The sequence below is a fragment of the Polyangium jinanense genome, from assembly GCF_028435365.1.
Genome location: NZ_JAGTJJ010000007.1, coordinates 63,701 through 81,435, shown reverse-complemented (window position 1 = coordinate 81,435; position 17,735 = coordinate 63,701). Strand labels below are relative to the sequence as shown.

The 17,735-nt window shown below is 69.3% G+C and carries 6 protein-coding genes; 4 read left to right on the top strand and 2 right to left on the bottom strand.

The window, feature by feature from the left end; translation table 11 throughout:
• Positions 1-17: 17 nt before the first annotated feature.
• Both KEG57_RS16940 and KEG57_RS16935 read right to left on the bottom strand, forming a co-directional pair.
• Positions 18-2,114 carry a RiPP maturation radical SAM C-methyltransferase gene (locus KEG57_RS16940; protein WP_272420604.1) on the bottom strand — a complete coding sequence of 699 codons (2,097 nt, stop codon included), beginning with the start codon at positions 2,112-2,114 and terminating at the stop codon, positions 18-20.
• A complete protein-coding gene (locus KEG57_RS16935) occupies positions 2,111-7,198 on the bottom strand; it encodes a non-ribosomal peptide synthetase (protein WP_272458622.1) in 5,088 nt (1,695 codons plus the stop codon). The genes KEG57_RS16940 and KEG57_RS16935 overlap by 4 nt, the downstream gene beginning before the upstream one ends.
• A gap of 213 nt (positions 7,199-7,411) precedes the next feature.
• Here KEG57_RS16935 and KEG57_RS55605 point away from each other — a divergent pair, with 213 nt between their 5' ends.
• The 4 genes from KEG57_RS55605 (at position 7,412) to KEG57_RS16915 (ending at position 17,613) form a co-directional block, all read left to right on the top strand.
• A complete protein-coding gene (locus KEG57_RS55605) occupies positions 7,412-9,250 on the top strand; it encodes a sigma 54-interacting transcriptional regulator (protein WP_272458621.1) in 1,839 nt (612 codons plus the stop codon).
• A gap of 78 nt (positions 9,251-9,328) precedes the next feature.
• A complete protein-coding gene (locus KEG57_RS16925) occupies positions 9,329-12,559 on the top strand; it encodes a serine/threonine-protein kinase (protein WP_272420599.1) in 3,231 nt (1,076 codons plus the stop codon).
• 85 nt (positions 12,560-12,644) lie between these two features.
• Positions 12,645-14,336, top strand: a complete 1,692-nt coding sequence (locus KEG57_RS16920) for a hypothetical protein (RefSeq protein ID WP_272458620.1) — start codon at positions 12,645-12,647, stop codon at positions 14,334-14,336.
• Positions 14,337-14,487: 151 nt separating this feature from the next.
• Positions 14,488-17,613: an AAA family ATPase gene (locus KEG57_RS16915; RefSeq protein ID WP_272458619.1), complete on the top strand. Its 3,126-nt coding sequence runs from the start codon at positions 14,488-14,490 to the stop codon at positions 17,611-17,613.
• Positions 17,614-17,735: the final 122 nt, after the last annotated feature.

The window sequence follows — 17,735 nt, the reverse complement described above, 5'->3', positions numbered from 1 at the left end:
TCTCCATTGCTCGCGGGTCAGAGCGTGATCACCGTCCGGAGCTCCGATTGCTGGGAAACGGATCCCCACCCGCGGCGGAGATCCTCCTCCGGGCGGAGCGGCGCGCGCCCCGGCAGGACAAGGCTCAAGTATCGCTCGCCCTCCTGGAACAGGAGCCCCTTGTTCACGAGGAACTCCATCTCCCGGTCCATGTCGACGTCGGGCAGCGCTCGGCGCACCTCCGCTGCCGCGCGCTCGAGGGGCGCGGGTTTGTCGAACGAAAGGAGCACGGACCAGGTCGAGGGCGCGATGACGTGCTCCACCGCCCGGCCCGAGCGCGAATCGTGGATCACGAGCTCGTCGCCGCGCCTCGCCGCGTAGAGCTCGGCGCGCCCCTCCGGATCCTTCTCCGGCCAGCGATCCCTCCAGGTCGCGACGAGGTCCTTGATCATCGTGAACCATTGCGCCAGGTGCACGAAATAGGGCGCCTCGAAGTTCTCGTCGCGGAAAAAGTACGCCATGTCCCGAAGTTTGCTGGGGCCGAACGGGTAAATCATGGCATAATGTTCCATGGGCGCGAGCCGGAGCCCGTACTCCTCGGCGTTCGTGAAGTAGGGGCTGAACCGATCAAAACGCACCTGGAGTGCGTCCGACGGCGGCGGCAGGTGCGAAAAGAGCGGGATGATGGCCGCGTACCTGCGATACATCTCCTCGTCCGAGCGAGGAATGCCGAGCAGCAGGTTCCAGGCCGGGAAGATGCCGTACATCACGCAGCGCTTGAGCAGCATGATGTTCTGGAAGACCGTGCTGCCTTTCTTGATGAGCTTCAGCGTCGACGTCGCGAGCGCCTCCACGCCGGGCTGGATCGTAAGGACGCGCGCCTGGGCCATCGCCGCGACGTTCTCCTCCGTCAGATCGCTCTTCGCCTCGTAAAAGATCTCCATCGTGTCCGGCGTCTTCAGCCGGGGAAGCATGTCGTCGAGGAAGCTCTTCGGGATGATGACATCAACGGCCATCAATCGTGACGCCCGATCGGCGTACCGGAAGAGTCGCTCGAACTGCTGGACCGCCTGATCCGCCGCCATCGCCCGGTACCCCAGCGTGAGATCGTTCAGGCCGCAGAAGGTGCAATGCGACCGCTCGCCCCACCAGCAGCCGCGCGACGTCTCCACGAGCAGCGTTGCCTTCTCGGCGTGCGGCGGCCGGTTTCGCTCGAACGCATCGAGGTAGTCGTCGTAATCGAGCTCGACGTCGTAATCGAGCGGCAGCTCCTCGCCGACCTGCTGCAGGCGCGGCGCGCGGCAGGCCGGCCCGGATGCGGCACGCGCCGCGTCCGTCACGAGGTCGAGCCGCTTGACGCGTTTCGACGGGAAAAACGCGCCGGAGCGCACGAGATCGTCCGCGAGCAGGAGCTTGTCCTCCTCCGGAACGAACGCGCCGAGGTTGTCGCGCGAGATGACCCCGTGGATGCGGTGGCAGGCCTCCTGCTCGCCGTCGAGGAGGTTCCGGACGAACCCCGCGAAGCTTTTCAGGCCGGGCCCGGAAAACGCGAAATCGATTTGCGGCGCCTCCTCGACCAGCACCGCGCCCATGGGGTATTCGCAGTTCGGTCCGCCCATCACCGTGACGACATGCGGAGCGCGCGCCTTGATCTTGCGCGCCATGGCGAGGCTCGCCATGTTCTGGATGAAGATCGAGGTGAAGCCGACGAGATCGGCCTCGTGGAGCCGGTGCTGATCGAGCAGCTCTTCCAGAATGGCGTCGAGCTCCGCGCGCAGCGGCAGGATCCGCGCCCGGAGCGATTGCACCTCCGGCGTACGCCGTGGATAGCAGCGCCGGAAGTACTCGTCCACGTTGTCGTCCGCATCAGGGAACGCGCTCTTGCGGAAGAGCCAATCGCCGAGGCCCGTGTGGAGGTGCTCCATCGAGTCCTCGATTTCGTGATAAATGGCCCCGATCCGGCGCGAAACGTCGAGATTCAGATAGCAGATCTCGACCCGCACGCGCGCGCCGAACTCGCGCCGCAAGACGGACCGTATCTGGGTGAGGGCAAGCGACGGCAGGTGCTCCGCCGCAAACGGCATGTTGATGAGCTTGATCTCGTACGGCTCGGCTGTCGTCGCCAGGCTCTTCACAGCGAAATCTCCTCTTGACCTGAATGAGGCGTGGTCCGCGAGGGCTCGAGGGCGCGCGCGAGCTCGAGCGCCTCGATGCGGGCAGCCATCCCAGCGACGGTCGGCTCGTCGAAGAGCGATCGGAGCGAGAGATTCACGCCGAGTGTCACGCGGATACGGGCGATGACCTGCGTCGCGAGGAGCGAATGGCCCCCGAGCGCGAAGAAGTCGTCGTGCACGCCGACCGCGGAGAGGCAGAGGACGCCTCGCCAGATGTCCGCAATCGCGGCCTCTGTGGGGCTCCGCGGCGCGACGAGCGCGTTCGACGGACCGCGGTCCTCGCGAGAAGGCGCCGGGAGCGCCTCGACGTCGAGCTTGCCATTGGGGCCGAGCGGGAGCGCGGAGAGCAGGACGATGGCGGACGGCACCATGAAATCGGGAAGGCGCGCCTCGAGGTGCCGCCGGAGCTCCTTGCCGGCTTCGAGTGCCTCGTCGCTCCACGCTCGTTCCGGCGCGCTCGGGACGACGTAGGCCACGAGTCGGGCGTCGCCGGGCTTATCCTCGCGGACGAGAACCGCTGCCTCCCGCAGGCCGGTGTGGGTCAAGAGGGCCGCCTCGATCTCGCCGAGCTCGACGCGGAACCCGCGGATCTTGACCTGACGATCGAAACGGCCGAGGAACTCGAGTGTGCCGTCCTCGCGATGACGCGCGCGATCACCCGTCCGGTAGAGCTTGCCTTCCCCGAACGGATTCGGCACGAACCGCTCCTCGGTGAGCGCGGGCCGGTTCAGATACCCGCGCGCGACGCCCGCGCCGCCCACGCATAACTCGCCCGGTGTGCCCATCGGCGAGAGTTGAGCGTGTTTGTCCAGGATATACACCTGCGTGTTCGGGATGGGACGGCCGATCAGGGTCGGCTCGTGGGGATCGCGGATCGACATCGCGGTCGACCAGATGGTCGCCTCCGTGGGGCCGTAGGAATTGACGATGCGGCGCCCCTGCCTTCGCCACGCGCGCGCGAGCTCCGGGGCGCACGTTTCACCTCCCAGGTTGAGGAGCCGCAATGCGGGGAGATGGGCGACGGGAAGGGCCCCGAGCGCGGACGGCGTGAGGGAGAGGATCGTGATTCGCCTGCGAGCGAGGAACCGTTGCAAGGGCTCGCCAGGCGCGAGATCCTCGCCAGCGCCGAGGCAAAGCGTCGCGCCCGCCGCGAGCGCCATCCAAATTTCGAGGTTCGAGACATCAAAGCTCAGCGAGGCGAGCTGCAGCACGCGATCGGCCGGCGTCACCTCGAACATGCGGATGGCAGCCTCGATGGCGTTGGTGAGCCCTCGATGCTCCACGAGCACGCCCTTGGGTTTGCCCGTCGAGCCCGAGGTGTAAATGACGTATGCGAGATCCCTCGGCCGGGCCTGCGTCGAAAGTTTTTCCGCGCGCGCGGTGGCGATTTCGCATGACTCCACGGGAAGGCAGACGGTTTGTCCGCGATAGCCGGCGAGCCGCGCGCGGCTCCGGTCGTCTGTCAGGACAATCGGAGGCCCTGCGTCGTTCAGCATGAAGGCGAGCCGCTCCGGCGGATAGGACGGATCGAGCGGCAGGTAAGCGCCGCCCGCCGCAAGGATCCCGAGGACCGACACGATACGCTCGATCGAGGGCGGGAGGCAGAGCCCGACCAGGGTCTCTCGGTCGACGCCGAGCGATTGCAGGTGGTGAGCCAGGCGGAGTGCCCGCGTATGGAGCTCGGCATAGGAGACGGCCTCGTCCTCGTGCTCCACGGCGACGGCGTCGGGCGTCTTCGCCACCCACGTTTCGAAGAGCTCGTGCACGCTCGCGGCGTGAGGCGCCCTCGCCGCCGCGTCATTCCACTCGACGAGGAGCGTCCGGCGCTCGTCCGGCGTGAGGAGGTCGAGATCGGAGACGCGCGACGCGGGCGCGTCGACGATCGAGGCGAGACATCGCTGCAAATGGCTCGCGAGGCGCCGGACGGTGCTGCATTCGAAGAGATCGACGGAGTACTCGATGCCGCCTCGGTACCCGTCCGGCGCCCGCTCCAGGGAAAGCGTCAGATCGAACCTCGCGCTCCTCCGCTCGACGGGCCAAGGCTCGACGGAGAGCTCGCCCATGCTCGGCGCGTCCACGGTCGCTCCCTGCAGAACGAACATGACCTGGAAGAGCGGCGTACGGCTCGCGTCGCGTGGCACGTGGAGCGCGTCGACGACCGTCTCGAAGGGCACGTCCTGGTGCGTGTATCCGTCGAGCGTCGCGCGACGGACCCGCCGCAGGAGATCCTCGATGGTCGGATTGCCGGAGAGGTCGACGCGGAGCGCGAGCGTATTGACGAAGAACCCGATGAGATCTTCGAGGTCTTCGCGATTGCGGTTTGCGATGGGGCTGCCGATGACCACGTCATCCTGGCCGGCATGGCGCGAGAGCACGGCGGCAAACGCCGCGAGCAGCAGCATGAACGGCGTCACGGCCGTGGTACGGGCGAGCGCGTCGATCCCTGCGCTCAGCGCTCCGTCGAATTGAACGGGCAGCCACGCGCCGCGCCCGGAGGACACGGCCGGCCTCGGGTGATCCGTCGGTAGCTCGAGCGTCGGCGCGCCCGCGAGGTTTTCCCTCCAGTAGGACAGGCGGCGCTCGAGGGCGTCGCCCGTGAGCCATCGCCGTTGCCATACCGCGAAATCCACATAATCGATCTTCGGGGCCGGGAGCGTTGGCGCTCGTCCGGTGGAGAATGCCGTGTAGGCGTGCGCGAGCTCGCGCATCACGATGTTCGTCGACCAGCCGTCGAAGGCGACGTGATGCACCTCGAGGAGGAGGACATGATCGTCGTCGCCGAGCGAATACGACGTGGCCCGCAGCATCGGGCCGCTCGACAGGTCGAAGGGCCTCTGCGCATGCTCCGCAATGCGCGCGTGGAGCGCCTGCTCGTCGGGGGCGCTCTCGACGGAGAGGGCCACTTCGCCCACCGCGGCGATGCATGCAAAGGGCCCGGCCTCGTCCTCGCGCAGCGTCGTGCGCAGGATCTCGTGCCGCGCGACGAGCCAGTCGAGGGCCGCCTGCAACGCCTTCACGTCGAGCGTCCGGCCGAGGCGCAGAGCCATCGGGATATTGTAGCGCGCCGAGCCGGGGCTCAGGCGATCGAGGAACCAGAGCCGCTGCTGGGCAAACGAGAGTGGCAATCGCGTCGAACGATCGGCCCGCGCAATCGGATCGCTCCCCGTCGCGTCTCCCGCGGCGTCGACGAGGCGCGCCTGCGCTTCGAGCGTGCGCGCCTCGAAGAGAGCGCGGAGCGGGATCTCGATGCCCAGGATCGACGCGATGCGGCTCGCGACGCGGGTCGCGCTGAGCGAATGGGCGCCGAGATCGAAGACGTCATCGTGCAGGCCCACGCGGTCGATCCCGAGGACTTCGGCCCAAAGCCGGGCAAGCCTCTGCTCCGTCTTCGTCACAGGCGCGACATAGGCCCGGGGCCGCAAGACGTCCTCGTCTGCGGGCGGCGGCAGCGCCTTGCGGTCCACCTTGCCATGGGGCGTCATCGGGAGCGCGGAGAGCAGGACGATGGCGGAAGGGACCATGTACTCGGGCAGCTTCGCGCGGAGATGCTCGCGCAAGGAATGCGTCGCAGGAGGGCCCTCGACGGGCACCACATACGCCACGACGCGCGGGTCACCCGGGACATCCTCTCGCGCCGCGGCCACGCACGCACGGACGGACGGGTGCAGCCCGAGCACCGATTCGATCTCGGTCAGCTCGACGCGAAATCCGCGAATCTTGACCTGATGATCGATTCGGCCGAGGTATTCGAGGTCGCCGTCGGGAAGAATGCGGCCGAGGTCGCCGGTGCGGTAGAGACGCGCCTCGGGCTCCTCGCGGAATGGGTCTGGCAAGAATCGCCCTCGTGTGAGCTCCGGGCGATTCAGGTATCCCCGCGCGACACCCGGACCGCCGACGTACACCTCCCCCTCGACGCCGACGGGCAAAGGTTGGAGGTCGGCATCGAGCACGTGCACCGTCGCGCCCGGCAGCGGTTTGCCGAGCGGCACGCCCCGCGCGTGCATGTCTTCGTCCGTGATGCGATGGGTCGCCACGATGCCGGTCGTCTCGGTATGGCCGAACATGTTCACGAGCTCGACCCGAGGCCCGGCGAGCGCGCGGAAAGCGCGAGCAACATCGGAGGAGAGCGCTTCACTCGCGGACAGGACCAGGCGAAGGTGGGGCGCGACGAGGCGCGTTCGCGTGGCCGGGTCGACCTCCGACAGCACGAAGTTCAAGCTCCTCCAGTGCGATGGAACTAGGTCCATCACGGTGACCCCGTGCCGCTCCACCGCCGCCCATAACTCCCTCGGCGAACGCCGCTGGTCGGACGTCGCGATCACGAGCGTCGCGCCGCACACGAGAGGGAGCAGGAATTGGCGTACCGAGGACGAGAACGCGATCGATGCGGTGTGGAGATACCGATCCTCGGTCGTGATCCCGAGCGTGGACGCGAGCGTCCTCGCATAATACGACAAACTGCCACGGGTGACCATGACGCCTTTTGGCTCGCCCGTCGTGCCCGAGGTGTAAATGAGGTATGCGAGATCCGAAGGCGCGCCCCGAGAGGTTTTTGGGCTCTCGGACGCGGTCGCGCGTGCCGGTTCGAGAAAAACGACGCGCGCCGATCGCAATGGCAGGCGTGAGGCCAGGTTCGGCTGCGTGAGCAACACGTCGACCTGCGCGTCCGCGAGCATGAACGAGAGCCGCTCCGCTGGATACGCGGGGTCGAGCGGCATGTACACGCCACCCGCTTTCAGGATCGAAAGGAGCCCGACGACCATCTCGAGGGACCGCTCGACGTAAAGCCCGACCAGGTCCCCCGGCCCGACACCCAGGGATCGCAGGTGATGTGCGAGCGCATTCGCCCGACCATCGAGCTCGCTGTAGCTCAGCCTCTCGCTCCCGAACACGACCGCAATGGAGTCGGGTGATCGGGCGACACATGCTTCGAATAGCTCGTGCACACCAGCTGCGTGGTTCGTCTCCGCCGCCGTGTCGTTCCGACCCACGATCAGCCCTGGACGGTTCAATTCGAAAGCAATGGCCCACGACTGAATATGCATGCCTCGTGCCACGAAGCGTAGCGCGCCTCGCGAGCCGCTGGAAGGGCCGGAGTTCCATGCGCCCCACGCGGAACATCGGGCCGGCTCGATCGAGCCATCTGGCTCGGATGATCGAGTCCGGAGCGGCTCGTTCGATCCTTTCCTGTCAAGCGAGCCGACTCGGGGGGCCAGAACCCTCGACATGCCCACAACGGCTCTGGCATCGTGACTCTCGTGCCTCAGCTTGTCACCTTCGAGCCCGGACAAGGCCCCGTCGCGATCGAGCTTCGAGCGTCGCTCGTCGCGGGGCGGGACGCCGAGAGCGAGTTGCCCCTCCGGTATCAGCAGGTCTCGCGCCGACACGCGCGCTTCGAGCCCGATGCCGAGGGCTGGTGGGTCCGGGATCTCGGCTCCGCCAACGGCACCTTCGTCAACGGTGTGCGCGTCAAAGAGGCCCGGCTCACCCAAGGCGACGTGATCGACATCGGGACGGTGCGGCTCGTCTTTCAAGAGCAGGAAGGCGCCGAAATCGTGCTCGTCCGGACGGCGCAGAACGACGAGACCCTGGAGATCGGTCGACCGAGCAAGCGGCTCGCGTTGCTCTACGAGGTGACGCGGGCGATCCGCACCCTGGAAGATCCGGAGGCCCTCCTCGGCCACATGCTCGAAGCCGTGCTCGAGCTCGTCGGAGGGGAGCGTGTGATGGCGGCGCTCGTCGAGGGGCCAGGGCGCGACGTGCTTCGACGCGTCACACGGACGCCGACCCACGGACCCGCGACGGAACAAATTGTCGTGAGTCGCACGATGCTACAGGCGATGCTCGTGCGTCGTGAGGCGGTCATCGTGCGAGATGGTCGAGAGCGGAAGGCGCCGCGTACGCTGACACGGCAGGGCATCCTGTCGGCGATGGGCGCCCCGCTCGAGATCGCGGGTCGCGTGATGGGCTTCGTGTATGTCGACGATCGGGGCCATGAAGCACGTTTTGGGGAGGAAGATCTCGATTTTTTGACCGCCTTCGCACGGATGCTCGCCGCTGCGCTCGACGGCGCGGAGCGGCTCCAGCGTGCGAACGCGCTCGCCGAGGCGGCCTCGGGGAAAGGGCCGCTCCAGGAGCTCCTCGGTCAGAGCCCGCCGATCCAGAAGCTTCGAGCCCAGATCGCCAAGAGCGCCGCGGCAAAGGCGGCGAACGTGCTGATTCGAGGCGAAAGCGGCACAGGCAAGGAGCTCGTGGCACGGGCCCTCTGCGCGGCGTCTCCGCGGGCGCGTCGGCCGTTCGTCGTCGTCAACTGCGCGGCCATCCCCGAGACGATGATCGAGGGCACGCTTTTCGGCTACGAGAAGGGGGCCTTTACGGGCGCGGCCCAGCAGCGGCGGGGTCAGTTCACGCTCGCGGATGGAGGGACGCTTTTCCTCGACGAGATTGGCGATCTCGGCCTCTCGGCGCAGGCCAAGGTGCTGCGCGCGCTGCAGGAGGGGGAGGTCCTGCCGCTCGGCGCCGAGGCACCGATCCGCGTCGACGTGCGCGTCTTCGCGGCCACCCACAAGGACCTGCGCCAGGAGATCGCCGCGGGGCGCTTCCGCGAGGACCTTTATTATCGCCTGAACGTCCTCGACATCGAGGTGCCGCCGCTCCGGGAGCGCGGGGCCGACATCGAGCTGCTCGCGCAGACGTTCCTCGAGGCCGCGGCGCTCAACGTGGGCAAGCGGATCACGGGCTTCTCGGCGGCGACGCGCGCGGCGCTCTTGGCATACCCGTGGCCAGGAAACGTGCGGGAACTGCGCAATGAGGTCGAGCGCGCGGTCGTCCAGGCAGAAGGGGCCGTCGTGGAGCTCGACGACCTGAGCGCGAACCTCGGCCGGATGCTCTCGCCGCCAGAGCCCGCGTCAGCGCCGCCGAGTGGATCGCTGGCGGCGCGCTTCGCAGCCCTCGAGCCGACGGAGCGCGCGCTCGTGGAGGAGGCGCTCGCCATGGCGCGGGGTAACCTGTCGGAGGCAGCGCGGCTGCTCGGAATCACGCGCATCATGATGCGCAGGCGCGTGGAGCGCTTCGGGTTGCGGTGCAGGGACGCGTAGGGAGGGCAACATTACATGTCCGTCCAGAACGAAAAATACCGCCGTGCCATCCGGCCCATGGTAACGTAACGTTCTGTCATGGTGAGCTCGCAGCGCTTGGAGGAAATACGGGCGGACGACGCCTCCACGTGCAGGCTGGATCTCGTGTTCGACGCCACGCTGCCCGTGCCCACCACGATGTCGGCAGCGGTCGTTCCCAGCACGCCACGCCGGGACACCGTCCCGCTCGCGCTCCATGCTCGCTACCAGGACATCCGCCGCATCGGCGCCGGGGGCATGGGCGTGGTGTTCCGCGCGCGGGATCCACGCCTCGGGCGCGACGTGGCCTTGAAGCTCCTCAAGGAAAGCGATTCCGCATCCTGGGTTCGCTTCCTCGCAGAGGCACAGGCGCAGGCCCGTGTCGAGCATGATCACATCTGTCGCGTGTACGAGGTCGGCGAAGCCGAGGGCGAGCCGTTCATCGTGATGCAGCTCGTCAATGGCGAGCCGCTCGCCAGCGTTCGGCGCCACATGAGCCTCCGCCAGCTCATCGAGCTCGTGCAGAAGGTCGCGAACGCGGTGCAAGCCGCGCACGCGCGTGGGCTCGTGCACCGCGATCTCAAGCCCGGCAACATCCTCGTCGAGGCGCGCGAGGACGGCTCGTTCCGGCCCTACGTCGTGGACTTCGGCCTCGCGCGCGAGGTCGAACGAGGCTCGGAGCACACGTTGTCTCCGAGCCTCGGTACACCTGCATATATGGCTCCCGAGGTGGCCGCTTGCGGATCGTCGCGCGTCGTCGATCCGCGCGTGGACGTCTATGGTCTCGGGGCGACGCTGTACGACGCGATCGCGGGCAGGCCGCCTTACGTCGATGATCATCCGTTCCGGATTCTCGCGCGTCTGTCCCACGAGGACCCCCCTACCCTGAGAGACGTGGCGAAGGGCGTGTCACGTGAGCTCGAGGCGATCGTCATGAAATGCCTCGAGCGCAATCCGGCGCGGAGGTATGCCTCGGCCGGAGCGCTCGCCAAGGATCTCGCGCGGTTCCTCAATGGCGAGGTGCCGGAGGCGAGGCGCGCGGGGCTCGGGGCCGCGCTGCGCCGCAAGGCCCGGAAGCACGCGCGCGCGAGTGCCCTGGCGCTCGGCTTTTTGGTGCTCGGATCGGGCGGCGTGCACGTGCGTGAGCAGGGCGAGGCCGCGGCGCAGGCGGAGCTCGCGCAGGACATTGGGCGGCTCCTCACGGACATGGAGCTTTTCATGCGCACGGCCTACCAGATGCCGCCGCACGACATCGAGCGGGAGCGGGCCGTGGTGCGCGAGCGAATCAGGTCCCTCGAGCACCACGTCGCCAAGGTTGGCGCCGCTTCCGAAGGGACGGTGCAATACGCGCTCGGCAAGGCATACCTCGCGCTCGGCGAGGAGGAGCAGGCGTGCATGCACCTCGAGCAGGCCGAGGCGGCTGGATATGCATCGCCCGAGCTCGGGTATGCCCTCGCGCTTGCGCAGCTCGGGACATACTTTCGGCTTCGCTCCGAATCGTTCGTCGCGGAGGAGCAAAAGAATGCCGAGGCCGAGGGGCTCAAAGCACGCTACTACACGCCCGCGCTCGCGCGTCTGCGCGCGGCCGAGCCGGCGCGCATCCAGCATCCCGCGTATGCCGCGGCACTCGTGGCGTATCACGAGGGGCGCCACGAAGAGGCTGTCGAGAAGGCCCGCGAGGCCTTCTTGCGCGCCCCCTTGCTCTACGAGGCCAAGCAGCTCGAGGCGGACGCGCTCGTCGAAATCGCTTCGCGGCACTGGTCGAGCGGGGAGCACGATTGGTGGGAGAAGATGCACGCGGGAATGAACGCCGCGCTCGAGGCCTACGCCGCGGCGGAGAACATCGCCCGCAGCGACCCGCGCGTCCTCCAGGCCGTGTGCGGGGCGCGGACACGTCTCATGTACGCGGCGTTCGGCAAGGAAGCCTCGACACGCCCCTTTTTCGAGGCGGGCCGCGCGGCGTGCGATCGGCTCGTTCTCGTGGACCCATCGAGCAGCCGAGCCCATGCCGCGCGTGCCGCATTGTATTCGCTTTACGCGTTTGGCGCGGCGCGTTCCGACGCTCCGCCCGGCGATTTGCCATCCATTGCCGACGAGGCGATTCGCATCGCCGAGGATGCAATGCACCTGTCCGCCAAGGGCCTCATCGCGTACGGCGCGCTCGGCACCGCATTGCGGGCGCGAGCCATCGTGCTGCTCGACCGGGGAGAGGACGCCACCTCGGCGCTCGATCGCGCCGACCGCCTTTACGACGAGGCGCGGGGCATCTTCGAGCACGATCCGACGCTGCACGACTCGGCGGCGTACGTGTACCACCTGCGCGCCATGGATGAGCGCAGACGCGGGATCGACGTCGCACCGAGGATCGAGAGCGCCGAGCGTGCCCTCGACGCGGTGCTCGCGGTGCGCCCGCGCGACGTCATGGCGCACGACAAGCGCGCGCAGATTTACCTGGAGCGCGCAGAGCAAGAGCTCGATCGAGGCCAGTCGCCGATGAAATGGCTCGAAGCGTCGCTCGGCGCCCTTTCCACGGCCAAGGCGCGAAACCCGGCGTACGGCGGGCTCACGGAGCTGCGGGCGCGCGCTTTCCTCGCCATGACCCGCCATGCCCTCGCGACCGGTGGTCCTCTGCGTGAGACGCTCGAAAGAGCGGACGAGGAGCTTCGCATCTTGCGCGAGGAGGCACCGGATAGCGTGACGCTGGCCGCAATGACCGGGCTCGTCGCGACGCTGAGGGCCGAGGAGCAACTCGGTGAGGGCGCTGATCCGAAGGAGCCCGTCGCCAGGGCGAGGGCTGCATTGCGCGAGGCGACCGTGCGCTCTCCCCACAAGCTCGAGATCGCCGTGGGGGCCGCGCACGTGGAGCTCGTGGCGGCGCGGCATGCGGTATCCCAAGGGAAGGCGACGAACGCCACGTTCGAGGCGGTCCGGGCCCCGCTGAAAACGTGGATGACCGACAAGCTCGTGGATCCGGCGCCTCTCGCGGTGGTAGCGGAATCGTATGCACTCGCGGCCGAGTGGCATGTCTCGCAAAAGAAGGATCCGGGGGAGGATGTCCGCGCAGGCCTCGTGATGGTCGATCGGGCGCTCGCCAAAAACCCCCGAGATGCGCGCGCCCTGGCCTCCCGCGGGCGCCTCTTGCTCGCGCGGGCGAGGGCGACGAAGGAGGCGTCCGGCAGGAGGGAAGCGGCGAGGTCGGCGGTCGAGGCCTTCGAGGCAGCCGTTCGGGCGAATCCGCTGATCGAACGTGCACATGGGAAAGCGCTCGGGGAGGCGCAGACGTTGCGGTGAGGGGCGACTGCTTCGAGAGATAGCCACCCAGCAGCCGTGGGGAGTTCTCACGTGCAGCGCGCCTTGTTACGCTCGCGCCGCCCCCATGAAAACCATCGCTCTTCGCACCCCACTCTTCCTCGCATCGCTCGCGCTGCTTGTCGCCGGTTGCAGCAACGATCCACCGCAGAACACGAACCCCAACCCGACCTGCCAGGGCGCCGAATGCGACGCGGGTCCGACCTGTACGCCAGCGACGGGCCTCGCGGGGCTCGAGGAGGGGCTCGAGGGGGCGACCCGCAAAGAGTACGCGGGCGGCGGCGACGGAGGCCTCGCGCACATCACCTACTGGACGCTCAAGGCCGGGACGCCCGAGTTCGACGCGTTGTCCCCCGAGGAGCAGGCGAAGGTCAAGAAGGTCCAATCGACCGTCCTCCACTCGCAAAAGCTACTGCCGAAGGACGACATCGCCGGGCTCGAGATCACGGGCACGCTCGTCGTGGCCGGGAGCGACGGCGAGCGGCGCCAGGAGATCGTGCTCAAGGTTCCCACGAACTGGAACGGCGAGCTCGTCGTGGCGGGCACGCCCGGGACGCGCAATGAATTCGCGAGCGACGGGACGATCGCGCCGTGGATCCTCCGGCGCGGCTACGCGTACGTGTCGGGCAACAAGGGCCAGACGAACGGCGGGGCCGATGGCAATGCGACGCTCCTCTCGAAGACGCACCCGACGCGGCATTGGGGCGCGATGATGCTCGACATGGCGTCGTGGGCCTCGGGCCGACTCGAAAAGGTCGCTTGCAAGAAGCCAGCGCGGATCTTCGCGGCCGGGCTCTCGAACGGCGGCTACCAGGTGCGGCGCGCGCTCGAGATCGATGCGGCGCGCGTGAAGGCGGGCGAGGCGCGCCTTTTCGATGGCGGGGTCGACTGGTCAGGCGCCTACTGGCCCGACGCGCGGGTGCTCGACACCGACGGGAATGGCAAAGTGACGCCCGCGGAGTACGCCAAGGCAAACCACCTCGTCAGTACGAACGAACGCGCGGCGCTCGTGATGCGCTGGGCCTACGATCCGGCGACGCTGACGACTCCGCAGGCGTACCTGGAGAGCCCGCCGTTCTCGGCCGCGCACGCAGAGATGACGGCCGCGGGCTTCACGCCGGCCTCGGCTCCGATCTGGGGCGCGTACAACACGCTCTTCGACGCGCTCAAGGCCCAGGTGCCCTCGTTCAAGGGGATCGGGTACTTCAATTTCACCGCATACTATTACCGGGCGGAGCTCTTCGGCCACGACCTCGCCGCGAGCAGCGCCTACAGCACCTTCCAGCCGAACGCCGTGGATCCGCCGCCGTTCTACACGTGGATCCCGCAGGCCCCGGACGGCGGCTGGACGGAGGAGAGCGTCGGGTATGCGCTCGCGAACGCGAACACGGGCGAGTTCTCCGTGCCGCTCATCAGCCTGCACGGCGACGCGGATGCGCTCCTTGGGCTCGACGCGCACGGCGTGGCCTACAAGGCCGCGGTCGAAAAATATGGCTCGCCCGAGATGCACCGCCTCTACGTGATCGCATACGGGGGGCACGTGGACCTTCACTCGGACGGGGCGATCGATTTCGACTTCGACGGGACCCCCGGCGAGGAGGGCGCCGCCGACCTGTTCACGCCCATGCAGCCCTACGTGGAGCGGGCCTTCGACGCACTCGTGGCCTGGGTGAAGGACGGAACCGCGCCGAAGCCCTCGGGCACAGTGGCGACCGACCCCAAAAACGACGTGCTCGACGCGGCGATGATCGATTTCTGAACGCTGGCTCCGCGCGAGGTACCCGGCGAAGCGGCAGAGACGCACCGCGGCAATGCGCGTCAAACAGGTAGGAAAATGGCGGCTGCGCCTGCGCGGGCTCGGGAATGGCCTTGACGAACGGCACACTCTTCTGGTTCACAATTCATGAGACATGCGCACGGCGGAGACGTCGCGTTATGACGCACTTCCCTTCCCACGCGCGGTGACCGATTTCGTGGGGCGGGAGGCGGAGCTGTCGCGCGTGCGCGCCCTGCTCCCGCGCGAGCCGTTGTTCCTCGTCTACGGCGTCGCCGGCATCGGCAAGAGCGAGTTCGTTTACAAGATCGTCGAGGAGGCGCGCTCCCTGCCCGCCCTGCGCCGCGCCTCGACGATCGCGCTCGCCGCACGCGCAGGTCTGCGCTGGGAGCACCTGCTCTCCGTGCTGCGGCTACGCCTCTCCGTGGCCGCCTCCGAGCCCCACGAGAGCCTCGCCGACGACCTCTCCGCCGTGGCGCGGGCCCTGTCCGCCCGCCCCGCGCTGGTCTTCATCGACGACGTCCACCACCTCGACGCCGAGGCCACGGCCGAGGTGCTCGGCTACCTGGCCCGGCACGTCTCCCGCAGCCGGCTCTTCGTCGCTTCCCGTCTGGAGCTCCTGCTGCCCGAAGGCACCCCGCCGCCGGTGATATGCCGACTGCCGCCGCTCAGCCGCGAGGCCACCGAGACCCTGGTGGCGAACCTCAGCCACGTCCTCGGTCTCAGCTCGCCCGATCCGGCCGAGGTGCTCGCGCGTTCCGGGGGCAGCCCCTTTTATGTGCGGCGCGAGCTGTCGGACCTGCGCTACGCCCCGCGCCGCGACGGCGACTCGCTGGCCGCCGCCCTGCGGGAGCTGTCCCCGGCGCTACGACGCACGCTGCTTTTGGCGCGCCACGTGCGCGGGCGGCTCTCGCCCGCGGATCTGCCGGGCGAGGAGGCGCTGTGGGAGCTGTCGCGGCGCTTCCTCATCGACGTCGATCGCGGCGTCATCATGGTGCACGACCTCATCCGCGAGGCGCTGCGACGCGCAGCGGCGCCGGAGGAGATCGCGGAGGCGAGGCGCGACGCGGCGCAGCTCCTCTTGAGGCGGGCCGATGCAGCCCCAGCGGATCGGGCCGCGGACGTCTCGCTGGACGTGGTGGAGGCGGCGCAGCTCCTTCTCGACGCGGGCGAGCCCACCCGGGCCTGGGAGGCGCTCGATCGCCATGCCCGCCCGATGGCCCGCGCCGCGCTCGATCATCTCGCGCTGCCGATGCTGTCGGTGCTGCAGAAGGCCCTGCCGGAGCAGCGGCAGGCCGTGGTGTTGCACACGGCGACGATCCTGCTGCGCCACGCCCGCGTGGCCGAGGCGCGCGCTCTGCTCGATGAGCTCGGCGCCGAGGGGCGGCGGCCCCCGCATGCGGCCCGCTACCTTCGGCTCTCGGCGGCGATCGCGCGGCGTACCGGGGCGCTCGACCGCGCTGCGGCGCTGCTCGACGAGGCGCTCGGGGCGGCAAAGGACCCGCGCGAAAAACTCGGCGTCGCGCTGCAGCGGGCGTGCGTGCAGGCCCTGCGCGGCGAGGGGGCGGCGGCGCGGGGCAGGCTCGGCGCGGCGCTCGCGGAACACGGCGCGCTGGCGCCGGAAGACCAGGCGCGCATCGGATGGGTGTGGGCGCTTTCTTTCTTGACCGAAGGGCGGTTCGAAGAGGGCGCGAGCACGGCGGCCGAGGCCGCGGGGGGCACGGCGAGCGGGAAGGGGGCAGAGCACGAGCGCGCCCAGCTCACCATGCTGGAGCTGTTCGCCCGCTGTGCCTGTGACGAGGTGGATGCCGCGGCGGCGCTGCTCAAGCGCTTGCAATTGCACGAGTCGGCGACGTCGGCGCTGCCGGCCCCGGCGTCGGCGCTCTTCCGCGGCCTCGTGCACCACGCGCGTGGCGAGCTGCTCGAGGCGCGCGCCGCGCTGGACGAGGCGCACCGCTACTTGCTCTCGCACGGCGACCTCCTGCCGGCGGCCGTGGCCAGCCATTGCCTGGGGCTCACGCTGCTCGGGCTGGGTGACCTGGAGGGGGCGCATGCGGCAGCGTGTCGCGCGGCGCAGATGGTGGCGGACGGGGGGCTCGCGAGCCTCGCGCCGCACTGCGCGGTGCTCAAGGCGCGGGTGCACCTCGGGGCGCTTCGATGGAAGGAGGCGGAGGCCCTGCTGGTCATGCCGCCGGAGGCACCGGCCTTGGTGCAGGCGCAGGCGGAAGCGCTGCGGGCCCAGCTCCACGCCCTGCGCGGAGAGTCGGAGGCGGCGCTCTCGGCCCTCGACCGGGCGGCGAGCCTTTCGCGGCAACAGGGTGCCGAGGCGGGGCGCGAGGTCGATCTGACAGCCGCGGAGGTGCTGCTGCTCTGCGGCAACGCAGCCGGCGCCGACGAGCGGGCCGAGCGGGCGCAGGTCTACTACGAGGCGCGCGGGCGCAGGCAGCCGCAGGCCCAGGCGGCGCTCGTGAGGGCGGCGGCGCTTCTGGCGCTCGGGGTTCGGGCCGAGGGCGAAGCGGCCGCGGCGCTGCTTGGCGAGGCGGAGGAGCACCTCGGGCTCGCCCAGGCGCTCAGCGAGCGGCACGGGCATGCGCTCCCGTGGGCGCCGCTCGTGGCGGTGGCGCTGTATCGGCGGCGCGGCGACGAGCGGCGGGCGCGGGCGGAGCTCTCGGCGGCGCTGCGGCGCATGGACGCGACGAGGACGGGGCATCGCCCTGCAGAGAGCCTGGAGGGGCGCCTCCTCTCGTGGACGGCCGCGGCGCGGTCGCTCCCGGCGGACGCGGAGCCGTGTCCCCCGGGGATCGCCGCGCTCTTGCGGGCGCTCGGGCTGCTGCCGCCGGCCGAGGTCGTGGCGGCTCCCCACAGCCCCGCGGCCCCCGAGGGCGCAAACCGGGCCCTCGGCCACCATGATCTGGTCGTCGACCTACGGCGCACCGTGATCCGCGCACCAGGACGCGAGGATCAGGTGACTGGCCGGCCGATCCTCTGCGCGCTCCTGGCGCATCTCGCACCCAACGACGGCGTCTACAGCGCCGAGCGCCTCTTCTACGAGGTCTGGGGGGGCCGCGAGTACCATCCCCTGCGCCATCGCAACACCATTTACGTGGCCATCACACGCCTGCGACGCGCCCTGCAGGAGCTCTTGCCCGGGCGCGAGGTCGTGGAGACCACGCCCCAGGGCTGGCGGCTCTCCGCGGGCGTCTCGCTTTGCGTCCTCGGCGGGGACGCGAGCCGGCCGCGCCCCGCCAAACCGGCCGCCTGAGCGGGTGTTCCACAGGCATCCGCTCGACTTCCGGACCTCACCCACCCCAACCCTCCCTCTCCACACCGTCTGAGCATTGGTCTCATCGGGCAGCCGTAGCGCCGGGGCGCTGCCCCGGACCC

Coding starts and splice junctions, on each gene's coding strand:
- KEG57_RS16935 (WP_272458622.1), bottom strand. CDS start 7,198: ATGCATATTCAGTCGTGGGCCATTGCTTTCGAATTGAACCGTCCAGGG.
- KEG57_RS16925 (WP_272420599.1), top strand. CDS start 9,329: ATGGTGAGCTCGCAGCGCTTGGAGGAAATACGGGCGGACGACGCCTCC.
- KEG57_RS16920 (WP_272458620.1), top strand. CDS start 12,645: ATGAAAACCATCGCTCTTCGCACCCCACTCTTCCTCGCATCGCTCGCG.
- KEG57_RS16915 (WP_272458619.1), top strand. CDS start 14,488: ATGCGCACGGCGGAGACGTCGCGTTATGACGCACTTCCCTTCCCACGC.